The following is a 15,554-nucleotide window of genomic DNA, read 5'->3' as shown; positions in this document are numbered from 1 at the left end:
GCCCAGAACGCCTCCCGATCCGCCTCCGCCTCCACATACCACTCCGCCGACGCATTCGCCCGCGCCGCGAACTCCTCCCCCGGAGGAAAGGTACGGCTCTCGGTCAGCAGGTTGTCGAGTGCCGGTGAGTGCTCTGTCATGGTGCAAGGCCTCCTGATTTGCGCGTTGTCGTACGTCCGCGGCGATGTCAGAGACGTTAGTACGGCAAGGAAGAGGTTGCAGCCACGTTGCGGCCGCCGACAGGGACCGGTCGACCGCTCCTTATGCTCGCGGCAGAACATGTCGTCGCGGGAAGGAACACACGGATGGCGGAGCGCGAGGAGCTGACGTGGGACCTGTTCGGCTCGGCCAGCCGCGATCTGGCGAGGCAGGTGGCCGAGAGCGGGTTCGCGCCGGACCTCATCCTCTCGATCGCGCGCGGTGGTCTCTTCGTCGCGGGCGCACTCGGGTACGCCCTTGACGTGAAGAACCTCCACGTCATGAACGTCGAGTTCTACACGGGTGTCAACCAGCGGCTCGACCTGCCGGTGATGCTGCCGCCGGTGCCCAACGCCGTGGACCTCACGGGCGCGCGGGTGCTCGTGGCGGACGACGTGGCCGACACCGGCGCGACGCTCAAGCTCGTGCGCGACTTCTGCGCCGACCACGTCGCGGACGTCCGGTGCGCGGTCGTGTACGAGAAGCCGACCTCGGCGGTGTCCTGCGAGTACGTCTGGCGACGCACCGAGAGGTGGATCAACTTCCCGTGGTCGTCCCAGCCACCCGTGGTGGCGCGCGAGGGACAGGTCCTCGACGCATGAGCGGCACCGGAACGGATCCGCTCGCCCCGCTGCTCGAACTGGAGGGGGTCGCGGCCGCGACCAAGTCCGCCCAGGACGCCGTGTTCGCCGTGCACCGGCTCGGCCCCAACCTGCGCGGAGGTTCGGCGACCGCGGCCGAGGCCTCGGTCCGGGCGGCCAGGGCGTCGGCCGGGATCGAGGGGGCGGACCCGGAGATCCCCGCCGCGGGGTCGGTGACCGATCCGGTACTGGCCGGTTCCCTCCGCGTGGCCAAGGCACTCGAGTCGCTCCTGCCGACCTGGCGCAGGGCGCCGCTGCAGGCACTCGCCCGCCTGCACGTGCTGGCCGCGTCGGACCTCACCGGGGACACCGACACGCTGGGCAGGCCCCGTGCCGGTCACGGCGCCGAGGGCGTGGCGGGCAGGCTCGAACTGCTGGCCCAGCTCGTCACCGGGGCGACCGCGGCACCGGGGCCGGTGCTGACCGCGATCGTCCACGGCGAACTGCTGACCCTGCGGCCGTTCGGGTCGGCCGACGGTGTGGTGGCGCGGGCGGCTGCACGGCTGGCGATGGTCGCGAGCGGCTTCGACCCGAAGTCGCTGGCCGTGCCGGAGGTCGCCTACTTCCGGCGCGGCCGCCGGTACCGCGAGGCCGCCGACGCCTTCGCCGCCGGCACGCCGGAGGGTGTCCGGGAGTGGCTGCTGTTCTCGTGCGAGGCGTTCGAGACGGGTGCCCGCGAGGCCCGCGGCATCGCCGAGGCGGCGGGCTGACACCTCACGAGGCGCGCATGCGCACCGACTCGAGTGCCTTGCGCACGTGCCCGTCGCTGGCGGCCAGTGCCTCGTCCGCCACTTCGACGTCCACCCCGGACAGCAGGTGCACCAGCGCCACCTTGAGGTCGCCGCCCGCCTCGTTCAGTGCCTCGGCGCAGACCTCGGGGTCCATTCCCGTCGCCTCGTGCAGGATCCGCACGGTGCGGCCGCGCAGCTTCGCGTTCGTGGCGCGCATGCTGACCATCAGGTTGGAGTAGGTCCGGCCGAGCTTGACCATCGTCGCGGTGGAGAACGCCGTCAGGATGATCTTCTGCGCGGTCCCCGCCTTCATCCGCGTCGAACCGGCGATGGCCTCCGGTCCGGTGTCGACCGTGATCTCCACGTCGAGGCCGGGCGGGGTGACGGCTCCGGGGTTGCCGGAGACGAGCGCGGTACGGGCGCCCCTTCGCTGGGCGGCGAGCAGCGCACCGAGCACATAGGGTGTCCGGCCCGACGCGGTGAGGCCGAGGACGAAGTCGCCAGGGGACACCGACGAGCTCAGCTCGGCGGCCCCGGTGCGGGCGTCGTCCTCCGCGTTCTCCACGGCGTGCCGCAGCGCGCGCTCACCACCGGCGTGGTGGGCGATGAACCAGTCCGGCGGTACGTTGAACGTCGGCGCGAGCTCGGCGGCGTCGAGCACCGCGAGCCTGCCGGACGTGCCCGCGCCGACGTAGTGCACGCGGTGCCCGGTCCGGATGGCCTCGGTGGCGTGGTCGACCGCCTCCGCGAGCTCGGGCAGCACCTTCCGCACCGCGTCCGGGACCAGCCGGTCCTCGGTGTTGATCGCGGCGAGGATGGCCTGCGTCGACATCGTGTCGATGTCGGTCGTCCGCGGATTGCGTTGCTCCGTAGGAGAGTCGACGTGCACCACCTGGCGCGGCACGGTCATCATCCGCCTCACTGTGTTCGCTGCGGACCGGGCGGCGACCTCCGCCTCCCGGCCCGTCACTTGCCCGTCTCCCTGGGCTTCCTTCTGCCGTCCGGCCGTACCCCGAGCCGGTGCCCGCCCACCGCCTCACGCGTGGCGTCGAGTGCGTTGACCGACTCGTCCAGGTGCCGCTGGGCGACGCCGATGAACAGGCAGTCGATCACGGTCAGCTGGGCGATCCGGCTGGCGGTCGCTCCCGACCGGAACGTGGTCTCCCGTGCCGCCGTGGTCAGCACGTGGTCGGCGACCTCGGTGATCGGCGACCGGGGGAAGTTCGTCAGCGCGACCGTGGTCGCGCCGTGCTCGCGGGCGACCCGCAGCGCCTCCACGGTGTCGGTGGTGGCGCCGGTGTGCGAGATGCCGACCGCGACATCGCCCTCGGACAGCACCGCGGCGGAGGTCAGCATGATGTGGGTGTCGGACCAGGAGAAGCTCACCCGGCCGATGCGGTGCAGCTTCTGCTGCAGGTCGGCGGCCACGAACGCGCTGGCGCCCACCCCGTAGACGTCCACCCTGCCCGCGGCGGCCAGCACGTCGATGACTCGCTCCAGTTCGGCGACGTCGAGCTGCTCGGCGGTCTCCTCGACCGCCCTGGCGTCGGCGAAGCTGACCTTGCTCACCACGGCCGCGACGTCGTCCTCGGGGGAGATGTCGCCACCGAGGTCGCGGGAGGACCGTGCCGCCGTGCGGGCGGTGTCCGCGGCGAGCGCGATGCGCAGCTGTGGGTAACCGCCGACGCCGATGGCCTTGCAGAACCGGGTGACCGTGGTCTCGCTGGTGTTCGCGGCAAGGGCGACCTCGGTGATGCTGCGCCGTGCGACGGCGGAGGGGTCGTCGAGCACGACCTTCGCCACCCGCTGTTCGGCGCGGGCGAGTCCGGGCAGCAGCGAGCGGATGCGCACGAGCGGGCTCGAGTCGGCGTCCCGGCCCCCGCCGCCCGCGCCCTCCGGGTCGCTGGGGGGAGCCGGCTGCACCGAGTCGGACTCGTCGACGCTCACCGTGGGAAACTTACTAACCGTTGGCATTTGCGACAAGGTTACCCACACCTTCCGGAACGATCGCAACCTGACCGTGTTCCCACGAGCGCGGTCGCGGCTTCTTGGTTGCTGAGAAAGTCGCCAACCACGTGGTGTGCGTTAACCTGGTCCGGCTAACGACTCTGCAACTAATTACCGGTGGCGCAACTGGAAGCCGGTCGCGTCGAGGCCATCCGGGTGCCGTTCCGCGTCGAGCAGGGTGCCCTTCGCGTCGAAGACCCGGATCCCGTCGATGTTCACCCCGCGCCCGGTGTAGTACCGGTCCGTCGTGAACCGCCAACGCAGCGTGACATTTTCCGCCTGGGGAAGCGAACCGCGGACTTCCCACCACGAACGGTGACCGGTTCCGTGCAGTGCGTCGACCGTTCCACGGGGCGCACCGCGACCGCGCACGGTCAGCGGAACCGGTGTCCATTCGGCGCCGTCGGTGCTCGCCTCCAGCACGACCGGGTCGGACGTCTCCGTGTCGACGAACGCGTCGAACCGGACGTGCACGCCGCCGTGGCGGGCCCGCAACAGCCGGGTCGTCAGGGTCGCGGAGGCGCTGTCGCCGAGACCGCTGTACCACGCCGTGTCGCCGTGGGCCGGACGCACCGCCAGCGCCCTGGCGAGCCCGGTGGCCCACGCTCGCCGCGCGGGGTTCACCGACCCCCAGGAACGTGTGGGGTGCACCCGGTTGGTCAGCAGGATCGCGATCGACCGGGAACGCGGGTCCAGCACGAATGACGTCCCCGTGTAGCCGGTGTGGCCCGCGGTGCCGGGCGAGGTCAGGCCGCCCATGTACCAGAGCTGGTCCAGCTCGAACCCGAGTCCGTGGGCGTCGCCGGGGAACCCGGTGTTGTGGTTGGTGAACATTTCACGAACCGTGTGCGGGCGCAGGATTCGCTCACCGGCGTAGCTGCCGCCGTTGAGCAGCGCCTGGCCCAGCACGGCGAGGTCCCGCGCGGTCGAGAACACGCCGGCGTGCCCGGCGACGCCGCCGAGCGACCAGGCGTTCTCGTCGTGCACCTCGCCCCGGACCATGCCGCGAGGCGGCGTGCTCTGGTACTCGGTCGCCGCGATGCGGGACAGCTTCGCGGCCGGCGGGTTGTAGCCGGTGTCGGTCATACCCAGCGGCCCGGTGATCCGTTCCGCCACCACCTGGTCCAGCGGTGCGCCGGCGAGCCGTTCCACCAGCACGCCGAGCGTGATGAGGTTGAGGTCGGAGTAGGTGTAGGTGCTGCCCGGCTCGCTCTGCGGCGCCACCTCCATCACCGCCCTGATCCGCGACTCCTCGTCCGGCCAGTCCCGCCACAGCGGCAGGAACGGCTCCAGGCCCGAGGTGTGCGTCAGCAGCTGGCGAACGGTGATCGACTCCTTGCCGTGCACGCCGAACTCCGGCAGGTACCGCGCCACCGGCGCGGTGACGTCGAGCCGCCCGCGCTCGGCCAGCTGCATCACGGCGATCGAGGTGAACAGCTTGGAGATGGAAGCGAGGTCGAAGATCGTGTCCGGGCGCATCGGCACCCGCTCCGACTCGGGCAGCTCCGCGCCCGAACCGTCGGCGTAGCGGACCGCCGAACCGACCGCGTACTCGTCGACGACCATGCCGTCGTGCACGAGCAGCCCGACGGCGCCGGAGAACAGCGGGTGCCCGTCGACCGCGTCCGAGCGGGTCCAGTCGGCCAGCAGGCGTTCGGCGTCGCGCAGCGGGGCCGGGTCGAGGCGCGCTCGCTCCGGCGTGGCGTCCCGCAGCACGGTGTGCGGCGGCGCGAAGCCGTGCCGGGGCAGGTCGAACCTGCCGGTGGCCTGCCCGCCTGCCGGGGAGACCTCCGCCACCGCATCCGCTCCCGTCAGGGTCAGCGCCGCGACCGCGAGCAGCGCCGTCAGCCTTCTTCGCATGGCCGCCTCACCGGTACCGCAGGTAGGGACGCCGCGCCCGGGTGAACGCGGCCAGCTCCGCCTGCCACGAGCCGACGATCTCGTCGGTGCCCGCGCCGGCGTCGACCATGGTCCGGAACCTGTCCGACCCGGTCAGTTTGTCGATGAAGTGGTCGGACCGCCAGGCGAACAGGTCGGGATGCAACCGCCGCGCCGTGACGATCATGGCCGTGGCGGTCCGGATCGCGTCGAACGCGTGCGGCTCGGTGACCGTCACCTGCACGCCACCGCAGGTCTGCCCGGTGAACTTGCCGAAGGTGGGCACGAAGTAGGTCTCGCGGAAGGTCACCCCGCGCAGGCCCAGCGCGCCGAGCTCCTCCCGCCAGCGCCAGTCGAGCCCGGGCGCGCCGACGATCTCGAACGGCCGGGTGGTGCCCCGGCCCTCCGCGAACACCGTGCCCTCGAACAGGCACGTGCCCGGGTAGACGAGCGCGGTGTCCGGTGTCGGCATGTTGGGGCTCGGCGGCGTCCAGATCAGCCCGGTGTCGGCGAACATCGTGTCCCGGCGCCAGCCGTCCGCCTCGATCACGTCCAGTTCGGGCACGCGGCCGCCCTCGGCGGGCAGGAACTCGGCGTCGAAGAACAGGGCCAGCTCGCCGACGGTCATCCCGTGCTGCTGCACGATCGGCTTGCGGCCCACCCCGGAGCTGTACGCGGGGTCGAGCATCGGGCCGAACGCCCTGCCGCCGACGGGATTGGGCCGGTCGAGCACGACGAACGACGCCCCGGTGCGGGCGGCGGCGACCATCGCCGTGTACATCGACCAGATGTAGGTGTAGAAGCGTGCGCCCACGTCGGCGATGTCGAACACCACCGTGTCGACGCCCGCCTTGGTGAACATGCGCGCGAGCTCGGCCGCGCCTGCGCCGTAGGCGTCGTAGACCGGCACGCCCGTGCGCGGGTCGGTGTAGTCGCCCTCGGAGCCGCCCGCCTGTGCGCTGCCCCGGAACCCGTGTTCCGGTCCGAACGCCGCCACGGGCCGGATCCCGGCCGCGACGAGCGAGTCGACGATGTGGTCGCGGTCGGCGAGGACACCGGTCGGGTTGGACAGCACCCCGATCCGGCGCCCGGCGAGCCTGCGCCAGCCGTCCGCCGCGAGGACGTCGGCACCGGGCGTGACCCGGCGGCCCTGGTGCCCCGGCGCGGGCGCGGCCGCGGCGAACTGGGACGCGCCCGTGAGCATCGGTGTGGACAGTGCGCTCGCCGCGAGGAAGAGCCTCCTGTTGACGGTCATTCCGGTCACCAGCTCAATCCGTGGCCGAAGGGGAACAGGACGGTGTCCGGATCGTCGCCCGCGGGTACCTGCACGGGCAGCGTGCCCCGCGGCGACACCTCGCCGAACAGGACCTTCGCCAGCGAGGCCATCGTCACGCTCCGCCAGTCGTACGTGGCGACCCAGGTCGGGGCGTCCACGTAGCCCGGGTCGTACGGCTCCTGGACCGAGACTGCCACGACCGGCGTGCCGATGGCCAGCAGGCTTTCCAGCAGTTCCCGTTGCCCCTGGCTGCTCCGCAGGTTGTTGGTGAGCGTGATGACCAGGTCGGCCTTCCCGGCCTCGGCCACCGCGCGCTCGATCTCGGCCGTGCCCGGACTGCCGCCGGTCGGCAGGGCCGTCGCCGCGGGCCCGATCTCGGCGGCGAGCGCGTCGACCGGTTCGGCCGGGTAGCCGGGGTAGCTCGGCCGGTTCCAGCCGGTCACGAGCACCCTGCCGGGGTCGCCGGTGATCGGCAGCAACCCGGTGTCGTTGGCCAGGACGGTCGGCGTGCGGTCGGTGATCCGCTGGATCTCGGCGAGGTGCCCGGGGGAGCCGACGGTGCGCTCGGCGGCCCGCGTGTTGACGAGCGGCTTGGCGACGATGCCGCGCTTGAACTTCAGCTCCAGGATGCGGCGCACGCTCTCGTCGATTCGCTCCTCGGTGAGCCTGCCGCCGCGCACCGCGTCGAGCACGCCGTTCATCGCCACGTCCAGGTCGGGCGGCATCAGCATCTGGTCGACACCGGCCTCCAGCGCGAGCACCGGGATCTCCGCGTCGGAGTGCATCTCGCGCACGCCCTGCATCTGCAGCGAGTCGGTGACCACGACGCCGTCGTAGCCGAGCTCCTCGCGCAGGAGCCCGGTCATGATCGGCTCGGACAGGGTGGCCGGGTCGCCCGACGCGTCGAGACTCGGCACGGTGATGTGCGCCGTCATGATCACGTCCGCGCCCGCGTCGATGGCCGCGCGGAACGGCGGCAGGTCGGTCTCCCGCCACTCGGCCTCGGTCCGGTCGATCACCGGAAGGCCGGTGTGGCTGTCGGTGGCGGCGTCGCCGTGCCCGGGGAAGTGCTTCGCGGCGGCGGACACCGTCCGGGTCCGTGGTCCCGAGTCCTGCAGGCCGTGCACCTGCGCCGCCACCAGTTCGCTCGCCAGCGCCGGGTCCGCCGAGAACGACCGGGAGCCGATGATCGGGTTGAGCGGGTTCGAGTTGACATCCGCCACCGGGGCGAAGTTCTGCGAGATCCCCATCGCACGCAGTTCGGCGCCGTTGATCGCCGCGGCGGTGCGCGCGTCGTCCGCACTGCGTCCCGCGCCCAGCGCCATCGCGCTCGGGTACTCCGTCGCCGGGTCGGCGATCCGCGTGACCCGGCCGCCCTCCTGGTCGATGGAGACGATCAGCGGCAGCCGGGATCCCGAACCCAGCGCGGCGCGCTGCAGGCCGTTGGACAGCCGGGCGACCTGCACCGGGTCGTCCACGTTGTCGGTGCCCGAGTGGTTGAAGTAGATGACGCCGCCGACCTGGTAGCGGCGGACCACCTCGGCCGGGGTGTCGACACCGTACTTGCGCTGGTTGCCGGGATGGGCCTCGTCCGCGGACTTGCCCCAGACGTCCGCGACGAAGAGCTGGCCGACCTTCTGTTCGAGGGTCAGGCCGCGCAGCGCGTGTTCGGCCCAGCCGCGGGCCTGCTGGGCGACGGTGGCGGGTTGCTCGGTCACGGCGCCGGCGGTGGCGGGAGCCGAGACGCCGGTGAGCGCGAGCAGTCCGGCGAGCGATGCGGCGGCATAGGGTCTCCGGGACCGGGCGGGCGGGGTGGTCACAGCAGCCTCCTGACGCGAAACCCACGTTCGTGAGATTTCCACCCGAACGCGTTGGTATCGGAAAGCTACTGACATGACGGGGGGCGGTCAACGGCCGAACGGCGGGAAATGCCCGCACGCCACGAGACCGGCCGCGAGCCGTGTGCCGCCTGCTGGAGCGGCAAAGGCCGCTCGTCACCAGCGGGACGGGCGTCGACAGGCCCAACACGCTGGCGGCGCCCGTCGACATGAAGTCGGCGGGCGCCGCCTGCTCGCGCGGACTGCTCGGGTTACCAAGCGTGCATCTCGTGTCGTACCTACCTGGACTCGGCGTCCGGCGTCCCGGTACGCAGTCCCTAGACGACAAGCCTCCCGCGGCGTGCTGCGCGTGGGTGCCCGGAGTCCGCGCACGGAGATCTCTCGGGGTGGACCAGGCTTCTCCTCTGCCAGGCCCCTGGCCGACAAGATGTCCGCACTCACTTTGTACCCAGTGACGGCCGTCACTTCAAGAGGGTTCGCGGGTGCACCGGTACAGAGGCTCGATCCGGTGATGCGCGACGAACTCTGCGCAGCGAAAACCACGGCATGCCAAGCGAAGATCGTGTTCGTTGCCACCGTGTGAGTGGCCGTGAGGAACCACTTTGTACGGTGCGTCGTTCCGGCGATCCTCAGTCCCTGCGCCTGCGCCGGGAGAGTCCGTAGAGCGTGGCGCCCGCGGCCACCGCGCCGACGCTCAGCCCGACCGCCACCGCGGCCGCCGAAGCGCTCGGGATCCGGGAGCGCAGCGACACCGGCCGGTCGAACGTGTGCACCGGCCACCCGCGTTCCACCGCGAGCCTGCGCAGCGCCCGGTCGGGATTGACCGCGTGGGGATGGCCGACGACCTCGAGCAGCGGGACGTCCGTGCTCGAGTCGGTGTAGGCGTGGCTGGCGGCCAGGTCGTAGCCGCACTCGGCGGCGAGCCGCTTGGCCGCGGCGGCCTTGTGCTCGCCGTAGCAGTAGAAGTCGATGTTGCCCGTGTACCGGCCGTCGGCGATCTCCATGCGAGTGGCGACGCTGCCCGTCACGCCCAGCATCTCCGCGATCGGTGTGACGAGTTCCTCGCCGGTGGCCGACAGCAGCACCACGTCGTGCCCTTCGGCCTTGTGCCGCTCGATGAGGTCGGCCGCCTCCGCGTAGACCAGCGGAGCCACCACGTCGTGCAGCGTCTCCGCCACGATCGAGCGGACCTGCTCGACGTTCCAGCCCGTGCACAGCCGGGAGATCTCGGCGCGCAGGCGCTCCGTCTTGTCGGCGTCCGCGCCGGCGAGGGAGAACATCAACTGCGCGTAGGCGCTCTTCAGCGCGGCGCGCCGGTTGATCAGCCCCTGCCGCAGGAACGGCTTGCTGAACGCCAGTGCGCTGGAGGAGGCGATGATCGTCTTGTCGAGGTCGAAGAACGCCGCGACCGCGTTCGGCCCGCTGCTGGTGTCGGCCACGCCCCCACAATAGGAGTGATCGACGACAGCCGGACGGACGCCCGTCCCACACCGTCGAGTGAACGGGTGGCGACCGGCTGTGACCGGGGGAAATTCCGCGACCGGCCGGGATCCCCGGATGTGCCCGCCGTTATCGAATTGTGGGTCCGTCAAGAGGGCTCAGCTCTCCCACGAACGGGTTACAGTGGAATTGTCCGGTTGAGCCGGACCGGTTCAGTCCGACCCCCCGGGACTGAACCCCGACGACCCCCGCTCCTCCCCCCTGGCGGGGGTCGTCCCTATTCCCGCCGCCGGAGTTGTCCACATCCCCCCGGTTGTCCACAGCCCGCTCGTTCTCGCGTTGTCCTCGCCGCCCGGTGGGCGCGACCGTGGACGCACATCCGATTCCGGCTGCTGGGGGCTTTCCGATGGTGGACGACCGTCCTGTGGTGATCGCGTCCGACGACGCCGTGCTCGACGAGATACTGCGGCTCGCCGCCGCCGTGGGGTGCGAGGTCGAGCGCCTGAGCGATCTCGGCGCCGCGCGGGATCGCTGGGCCTCGGCTCCGCTCGTGCTCGTCGACGAGGCCGCCGTGGCGGGTGCGGGTCCCGCCCTGCCGAGACGGGCCGGTGTTCTGCTCGTCTGCGCGGCCGATCCCGAGCCCGCCACCTGGCAGCGGGCGTTCGCGCTCGGCGTGGAACAGGTCGTCGCATTGCCCGAAGGGGAAGCGGGGCTCGCGACGGCGCTCGCCGACGTGGCCGAGGGTCCCGGAGCTCCGGGCGGGCGGGTCGTGGCGGCGCTCGGCGGGCGCGGCGGGGCCGGGGCCTCGGTGCTCGCCGCGGCGCTGGCCGTCGGCGCCTGCCGGGCCGGGGACGACGCGTTGTTGGTCGACTGCGATCCGCTCGGCGGCGGTGCCGACGTCGTGTTCGGGCTCGAGTGCGCCACGGGGCTGCGCTGGCCCGCGCTGCGCGTGCGGTCCGGCCGCGTGTCGATGGCGGAACTGGCGTCCGCGCTCCCGGGCAGGCGCTACGGCGGCGGGATGCTGTCGGTCCTCTCGTGCGATCGCGACGGTCCGGGGCCGGAACCCGAGGCGCTGGCCGCGGTGGTCGAGGCGGGCAGGCGGGCCGGGCGGACTGTGGTCTGCGACCTGCCGAGACGCTTCGACAGTGCCGGGCGGGAGGCACTGGGGCACGCGGATCTCGTCGTTGTGGTGCTCCCCGCGGAGGTCCGCGCCTGCGTGGCCGCGAAGCGGGTTGTCGAGCAGATCGGCGATCGCCTCGATCGCGTGCGGGTTCTCGTGCGTGGTCCCGCGGGCGCCGTGCTCACCGGCGCCGAGGTGGCCGACGCCGTCGGCGTCCCGCTGCTGGGCTGGATGCGCCCCGAGCGTGGGCTGACCAGGATGCTGGAGCACGGCGAGTTCGACCCGAAACCGGGCGGCCCGCTCGGCCGCGCCGCGCGCACTATGCTCGCCGCCCTGACCACCTGAGCGCGAGTCCCCCGCCCAGCCCCGCGAGTCCCCCGCTCAGGTCTGTGAGTGCCGCGCTCGGGTTCGCGAGTGCCGCGTTCCGGACTACCCGCCCGCCCGTGGAACGCACGGGCGGGCAGGAAATCCGCTCACCATGCGCCGAGCGGCGTCGGCGGAGGCGCGCGGAGCTTGGCCCGCCGGCTGTTCGACGAAGTCCCGGATGCGCGCGTCGACGCGCTCCGCGAGCAACTCGAGTTCGTGCACGACAGGCCGCGACGGCAGCTCGGCGCCGATGACTCGGCGGCAACGAGTGAACGGACTTCGCCCGCGAGCCCTCGCGCGCGCCTGCGCCCGCGGTCGGGCTCGCGGGTGCTCGGTCCGCGCTAGATGTTGAATCCTCCGTCCACAGTGATCGTCGTACCGGTCACGTAGGCGCCGCCCTCGCTCGCCAGGAAGGCCACCGCCGCGGCGATCTCGTCCGGGCTGCCGTAGCGACCCAGTGCCGTGAGGTCCTTGATCAGCTCGGCGTTCGGCCCGTCGGCGGGGTTCAGGTCGGTGTCGGTCGGTCCGGGACTCACGAGGTTCACCGTGATCCCACGTGGTCCGAGCTCGCGTCCGAGTGCCTTGGTCAGACCGGTGAGGGCCGCCTTGGTCGTCGCATAGATCGAGAAACCGGGGAACGCGACGCGTTCCGCCACGTGACTCCCGATGGTCACGATCCGTCCGCCGTCGGCCAGGTGCCCGGCGGCTGCCTTCGCCGCGAGGAAGGGTGCTCGCACGTTCGCCGCCATCGCCTCGTCGAAGGTGTCCAGATCGAGCGATTCCAATGGGGCCACCGGGAACACGCCCACGTTGTTGACGAGCACGTCGAGGCGGCCGAACTCGGCGACGACCCGGTCGACGGCGGTCGTGACCGCGCCCGGGTCGGCGCTGTCGGCCCGGATCGGGAGTGCTCTGCGGCCGGCGCCCTTGATCCGTTCGGCCACGGCGTCGGCGCTGTCGGCGTGGTCGCGGTAGGTCAGGGCCACATCGGCGCCGTGCTCGGCCAGCCGGGTCGCGACACCCGCCCCGATGCCCCTGCTGCCACCGGTCACGAGCGCGACCTTGTTGTCGAGAAATCGTTCCATGCCAACGATACTTCCCGTTCCCGGCCGCACGTTCCGGCGGGAATCCGTCGTCGCGTTCCGGCGCATTGTGCTCGCCGTGGTGACATTTCCGCCGCCGGGCGTGCGAGTTGTCCACAACAGGGCTGTTGTCCACAGGCGCACCCGGCCGACCTTGTTCCCCACGTGCTCCCGCGCGACCGTCGAAGTGTCACCGCCGCGAACCGCGGCACGTCGGCCGACCGTCCCTTCCAGACGGACGGAGACGGAGAGCACAGCAGGGGAGCACGTATGAGTGCGGAACTCGTCGAGCGGGTGCGCAAGCGCCTCGCTGGATCCGGCGCGGAGACCGATGCCCGGACGGTGGCCGACGCCGTCCGCGCCGAGGCCGGTGGCGTCGCCGGGCACACGGACGTGCTGGCCGCCCTGCGCCTGCTCCGGCAGGAGTTCGCGGGAGTCGGCCCGCTGGAGCCGTTGCTGTCCGATCCCGCGGTGTCGGACATCCTCGTCACCGCCCCCGGTGAGGTGTGGGTCGACGGCGGGGACGGTCTGCGGCGCACCGAGATCCGGTTTCCGGGAGAGGCCGCGGTGCGCCGCCTCGCGCAGCGACTGGCGCTGGCCGCGGGCCGAAGGCTCGACGACGCCCAGCCGTTCGCCGACGGCTGGCTGCCCGGGTCGGGCCCGCACGGCCGGATCCGCCTGCACGCCGTCCTCCCGCCGATCGCGGCGGATGGCACCTGCCTGTCCCTGCGGGTGCTCCGGCCCGCCAGCCACGACCTGCGTGCCCTTCGTGAGCTCGGGACGTTCGACGAGGGCGCGCAAGCGCTGCTGGAGGCGATCGTCGAGGCCAGGCTCGCGTTCCTGGTCACCGGCGCCACCGGGGCCGGGAAGAGCACGTTGCTCGCGGCGCTGCTCGGTCGTGTCCGGCCCGAGGAACGGATCGTCTGCGTCGAGGACGCCGGGGAGCTGCAGCCGACCCATCCGCAGTTCGTCCGGCTGGTCGCGCGGCCGCCGAACGTGGAGGGCGCCGGCGAGGTGACCCTCCGAGAGCTGGTTCGCCAGGCACTGCGCATGCGGCCCGACCGGCTCGTCGTCGGCGAGGTGCGCGGGCAGGAGGTCTGTGAGCTGCTCAGCGCACTGAACACCGGGCACGACGGGGGAGCGGGCACCTTGCACGCCAACTCGTCGGAGGAGGTCCCGGCCCGGCTCGAGGCGCTCGCCGCGCTCGGCGGGCTTTCCCGGGAGGCACTGCACAGCCAGCTCGCCGCGGCGATCCAGGTCGTGTTGCACATGCGACGCGACACGGGCTCGCGCCGGGCCCTCGCGGAGATCGGCGTCGTGCGGCGAACGGGCACCTTCGTGCGCGTGTGTGCCGCGTGGCGTGCGGGGAACTGGACCGAGCACCGGAGACTGCTCACCGGGCTGTTCCCGGGCGCGGGAGGGGCGCGGCAGTGCTGACCGCCGGAGCAGTGGTGATGGGCCTCGGCTTGCTGTGCTGGCCCGACGCCGGTGTCCGGCACCGGGTGGTGCGGCTTTCGGCACAGCGACGGCCACGGGCGCGCCGGCTCCGGCCCGGGCGGCGCCGCGCCGTCCTCGCCGCCACTTCCGTCGCCGTGGTGGCGACCACGCTGCTGGCCGGCCCGCTGCCGGCCGTGGCGCTGGCCCTGCTCGGCGGGGCCGCGGGCTGGCAGTGGCGGACCCGGGACCGGGCACGGCAGCGCGTCGCACTGACGGCGGCACTGGCCGAGACACTGCGCACGATGGTCGCCGAACTGCGCGCCGGGGCGCACCCCGCCGTTGCGGCGGCCTCGGCCTCGGCCGACGCGCCACCGGCGGTCGCCGGGATGCTGGCTGCGATCGCCGCCTCCGCGCGGGCCGGTGGTGACCTCGATCCCGCGCTGCTGGTACGCCGGTCTCCGGCGGTGGGCGAGGACGTCGCCACCCAGCTGGCGCGTGCGTGGGCGCTCGCGGGACAGCACGGGCTGCCGCTGGCGAGCGTGCTGGAGGCCGTCCATCTGGACGTCGAGGCCCGGGCCAGGCTGTCCGCGCAGGTCCGGGCACGCATGGCCGGTCCCCGGGCCAGCGCCGCGATTCTCGCCGCGCTGCCGGTCGCCGGGGTCGCGCTCGGGGAGACGATGGGGGCGGGCCCAGCCGAGGTGCTGCTCACCCAGCCGTCCGGCCAGGTGCTGCTGGTCGCGGGGAGTCTGCTCGTCTTCGCCGGAGTGGTGTGGAGTTCGGCGCTGACCGGCCGGGTAGCGCCATGAACGCGCACGCGGTCGCGCTCGTCGCCGGTGGCCTGCTCGTCCTGCCGACCTCACCGGCGTTCCGGTTGCGCAGGCTCCGTCCTCGCTCCGCCCGCGAGCCGGTCCCGCCGGGCGGGCTGCGCTCGGTCCGCGGGAAACAGGTGGGCCCCGCGGTCGCGGCGGCGACGTTCATCGTCGTGGCCGGTGGCGTCCGGCCCCTCGCGTTCGTGGCCGCGCCGCTGGTCGCCGCCCTCGTCTGGTGGGGCGCCCGGCGCCTGCACGGCAGGGCGAGGGCACCGCGAGCCGAAGACGACCCGCTCCGGGTGGCGGTCACGGGGGACGTCCTGGCGGCCTGCCTGCGGGCGGGGCTGCCCGTTCCGACCGCTGTCCTGGCGGCGGCGGAGTCCGCGTCGCCCGCTGCCCGGCAGGCGTTGCGGTCGAGCGCCGATCTCCTCGTGCTCGGCGCCGAGCCCGACGAGGCCTGGGAACCGGCCTGCCGGTGTCCCGCGATCGCCGAGCTCGGCCGAGCCGCCCGCCGGACCGCACGCTCCGGAACCGCCCTCGCCACCGTCGCGACGGCCGTGGCGGAGCGGGCCAGAGCCACCACGGCCGACGAGGCCGAGGCTCGCGCCCAGCGGGCCGGAGTGCTGATCACCGGTCCGCTCGGGCTGTGCTTCCTGCCCGCGTTCCTGTGCCTGGGGGTGATTCCGGTCGTCATCGGCCTCGCCAGCCGCCTGACCGTCCTCGGCTGACAT

General features: G+C 72.8%; 13 protein-coding genes. 6 read left to right on the top strand and 7 right to left on the bottom strand.

From position 1 onward, the window contains the following. The first annotated feature begins 305 nt into the window (after positions 1–305). Positions 306–800 carry a phosphoribosyltransferase gene (locus B0I33_RS06685; protein ID WP_106177630.1) on the top strand — a complete coding sequence of 165 codons (495 nt, stop codon included), beginning with the start codon at positions 306–308 and terminating at the stop codon, positions 798–800. Beyond that, positions 797–1,549 carry an oxidoreductase gene (locus B0I33_RS06680; RefSeq protein WP_106177629.1) on the top strand — a complete coding sequence of 251 codons (753 nt, stop codon included), beginning with the start codon at positions 797–799 and terminating at the stop codon, positions 1,547–1,549. Before B0I33_RS06685 ends, B0I33_RS06680 begins: the two co-directional genes overlap by 4 nt. Before the next feature lie 4 nt (positions 1,550–1,553). On the opposite strand, the gene B0I33_RS06675 is transcribed toward B0I33_RS06680, so the two are convergent. From B0I33_RS06675 to B0I33_RS06650, 6 genes are all read right to left on the bottom strand, one after another. Further along, a complete protein-coding gene (locus B0I33_RS06675) occupies positions 1,554–2,483 on the bottom strand; it encodes an N-acetylmuramic acid 6-phosphate etherase (protein WP_106177706.1) in 930 nt (309 codons plus the stop codon). A 53-nt stretch (positions 2,484–2,536) separates the two neighbouring features. Next, a complete protein-coding gene (locus B0I33_RS06670) occupies positions 2,537–3,544 on the bottom strand; it encodes a MurR/RpiR family transcriptional regulator (protein WP_245900472.1) in 1,008 nt (335 codons plus the stop codon). Positions 3,545–3,688: 144 nt separating this feature from the next. Further along, positions 3,689–5,437: a serine hydrolase domain-containing protein gene (locus tag B0I33_RS06665; RefSeq protein ID WP_106177628.1), complete on the bottom strand. Its 1,749-nt coding sequence runs from the start codon at positions 5,435–5,437 to the stop codon at positions 3,689–3,691. Between the two features lie 7 nt (positions 5,438–5,444). Further along, positions 5,445–6,710 carry an exo-beta-N-acetylmuramidase NamZ family protein gene (locus B0I33_RS06660; RefSeq protein WP_106177627.1) on the bottom strand — a complete coding sequence of 422 codons (1,266 nt, stop codon included), beginning with the start codon at positions 6,708–6,710 and terminating at the stop codon, positions 5,445–5,447. A gap of 5 nt (positions 6,711–6,715) precedes the next feature. Continuing rightward, entirely contained in the window at positions 6,716–8,551 is a 1,836-nt protein-coding gene (locus B0I33_RS06655; RefSeq protein ID WP_106177626.1) for a glycoside hydrolase family 3 protein, read from the bottom strand. Positions 8,552–9,198: 647 nt separating this feature from the next. Beyond that, positions 9,199–10,008: an HAD-IB family hydrolase gene (locus B0I33_RS06650; RefSeq protein ID WP_106177625.1), complete on the bottom strand. Its 810-nt coding sequence runs from the start codon at positions 10,006–10,008 to the stop codon at positions 9,199–9,201. 428 nt (positions 10,009–10,436) lie between these two features. Between B0I33_RS06650 and ssd the strand changes: the two genes are divergently transcribed. Then, positions 10,437–11,474 (top strand): septum site-determining protein Ssd, encoded by a 1,038-nt coding sequence (ssd, locus tag B0I33_RS06645; RefSeq protein WP_342750050.1) that lies wholly within the window; start codon positions 10,437–10,439, stop codon positions 11,472–11,474. A 362-nt stretch (positions 11,475–11,836) separates the two neighbouring features. On the opposite strand, the gene B0I33_RS06640 is transcribed toward ssd, so the two are convergent. Beyond that, positions 11,837–12,580, bottom strand: a complete 744-nt coding sequence (locus tag B0I33_RS06640) for an SDR family NAD(P)-dependent oxidoreductase (protein WP_106177623.1) — start codon at positions 12,578–12,580, stop codon at positions 11,837–11,839. A gap of 267 nt (positions 12,581–12,847) precedes the next feature. On the opposite strand from B0I33_RS06640, the gene B0I33_RS06635 reads away from it, so the two are divergent. The 3 genes from B0I33_RS06635 to B0I33_RS06625 are packed head-to-tail and all read left to right on the top strand — an operon-like array spanning position 12,848 to position 15,551. Continuing rightward, entirely contained in the window at positions 12,848–14,014 is a 1,167-nt protein-coding gene (locus tag B0I33_RS06635; protein ID WP_106177622.1) for a TadA family conjugal transfer-associated ATPase, read from the top strand. Between the two features lie 17 nt (positions 14,015–14,031). Beyond that, a complete protein-coding gene (locus B0I33_RS06630; RefSeq protein ID WP_106177621.1) occupies positions 14,032–14,820 on the top strand; it encodes a type II secretion system F family protein in 789 nt (262 codons plus the stop codon). Then, positions 14,817–15,551 (top strand): type II secretion system F family protein, encoded by a 735-nt coding sequence (locus B0I33_RS06625; protein ID WP_106177704.1) that lies wholly within the window; start codon positions 14,817–14,819, stop codon positions 15,549–15,551. Before B0I33_RS06630 ends, B0I33_RS06625 begins: the two co-directional genes overlap by 4 nt. Positions 15,552–15,554 lie beyond the last annotated feature (3 nt).

The sequence above is a fragment of the Prauserella shujinwangii genome (assembly GCF_003001955.1).
In the GTDB taxonomy this organism is placed as follows: domain Bacteria; phylum Actinomycetota; class Actinomycetes; order Mycobacteriales; family Pseudonocardiaceae; genus Qaidamihabitans; species Qaidamihabitans shujinwangii.
Note: the sequence above shows the minus strand (reverse complement) of the source record. Positions and strands in the feature narration are given on the sequence as shown.

Excerpts from the sequence above, each read along its gene's own strand:
- B0I33_RS06680 (WP_106177629.1), top strand. The coding sequence starts at position 797 with ATGAGCGGCACCGGAACGGATCCGCTCGCCCCGCTGCTCGAACTGGAG.
- B0I33_RS06670 (WP_245900472.1), bottom strand. The coding sequence starts at position 3,544 with ATGCCAACGGTTAGTAAGTTTCCCACGGTGAGCGTCGACGAGTCCGAC.
- B0I33_RS06625 (WP_106177704.1), top strand. The coding sequence starts at position 14,817 with ATGAACGCGCACGCGGTCGCGCTCGTCGCCGGTGGCCTGCTCGTCCTG.
- B0I33_RS06630 (WP_106177621.1), top strand. The coding sequence starts at position 14,032 with ATGGGCCTCGGCTTGCTGTGCTGGCCCGACGCCGGTGTCCGGCACCGG.
- B0I33_RS06640 (WP_106177623.1), bottom strand. The coding sequence starts at position 12,580 with ATGGAACGATTTCTCGACAACAAGGTCGCGCTCGTGACCGGTGGCAGC.
- B0I33_RS06665 (WP_106177628.1), bottom strand. The coding sequence starts at position 5,437 with ATGCGAAGAAGGCTGACGGCGCTGCTCGCGGTCGCGGCGCTGACCCTG.
- B0I33_RS06660 (WP_106177627.1), bottom strand. The coding sequence starts at position 6,710 with ATGACCGTCAACAGGAGGCTCTTCCTCGCGGCGAGCGCACTGTCCACA.
- B0I33_RS06675 (WP_106177706.1), bottom strand. The coding sequence starts at position 2,483 with ATGATGACCGTGCCGCGCCAGGTGGTGCACGTCGACTCTCCTACGGAG.
- B0I33_RS06635 (WP_106177622.1), top strand. The coding sequence starts at position 12,848 with ATGAGTGCGGAACTCGTCGAGCGGGTGCGCAAGCGCCTCGCTGGATCC.
- B0I33_RS06685 (WP_106177630.1), top strand. The coding sequence starts at position 306 with ATGGCGGAGCGCGAGGAGCTGACGTGGGACCTGTTCGGCTCGGCCAGC.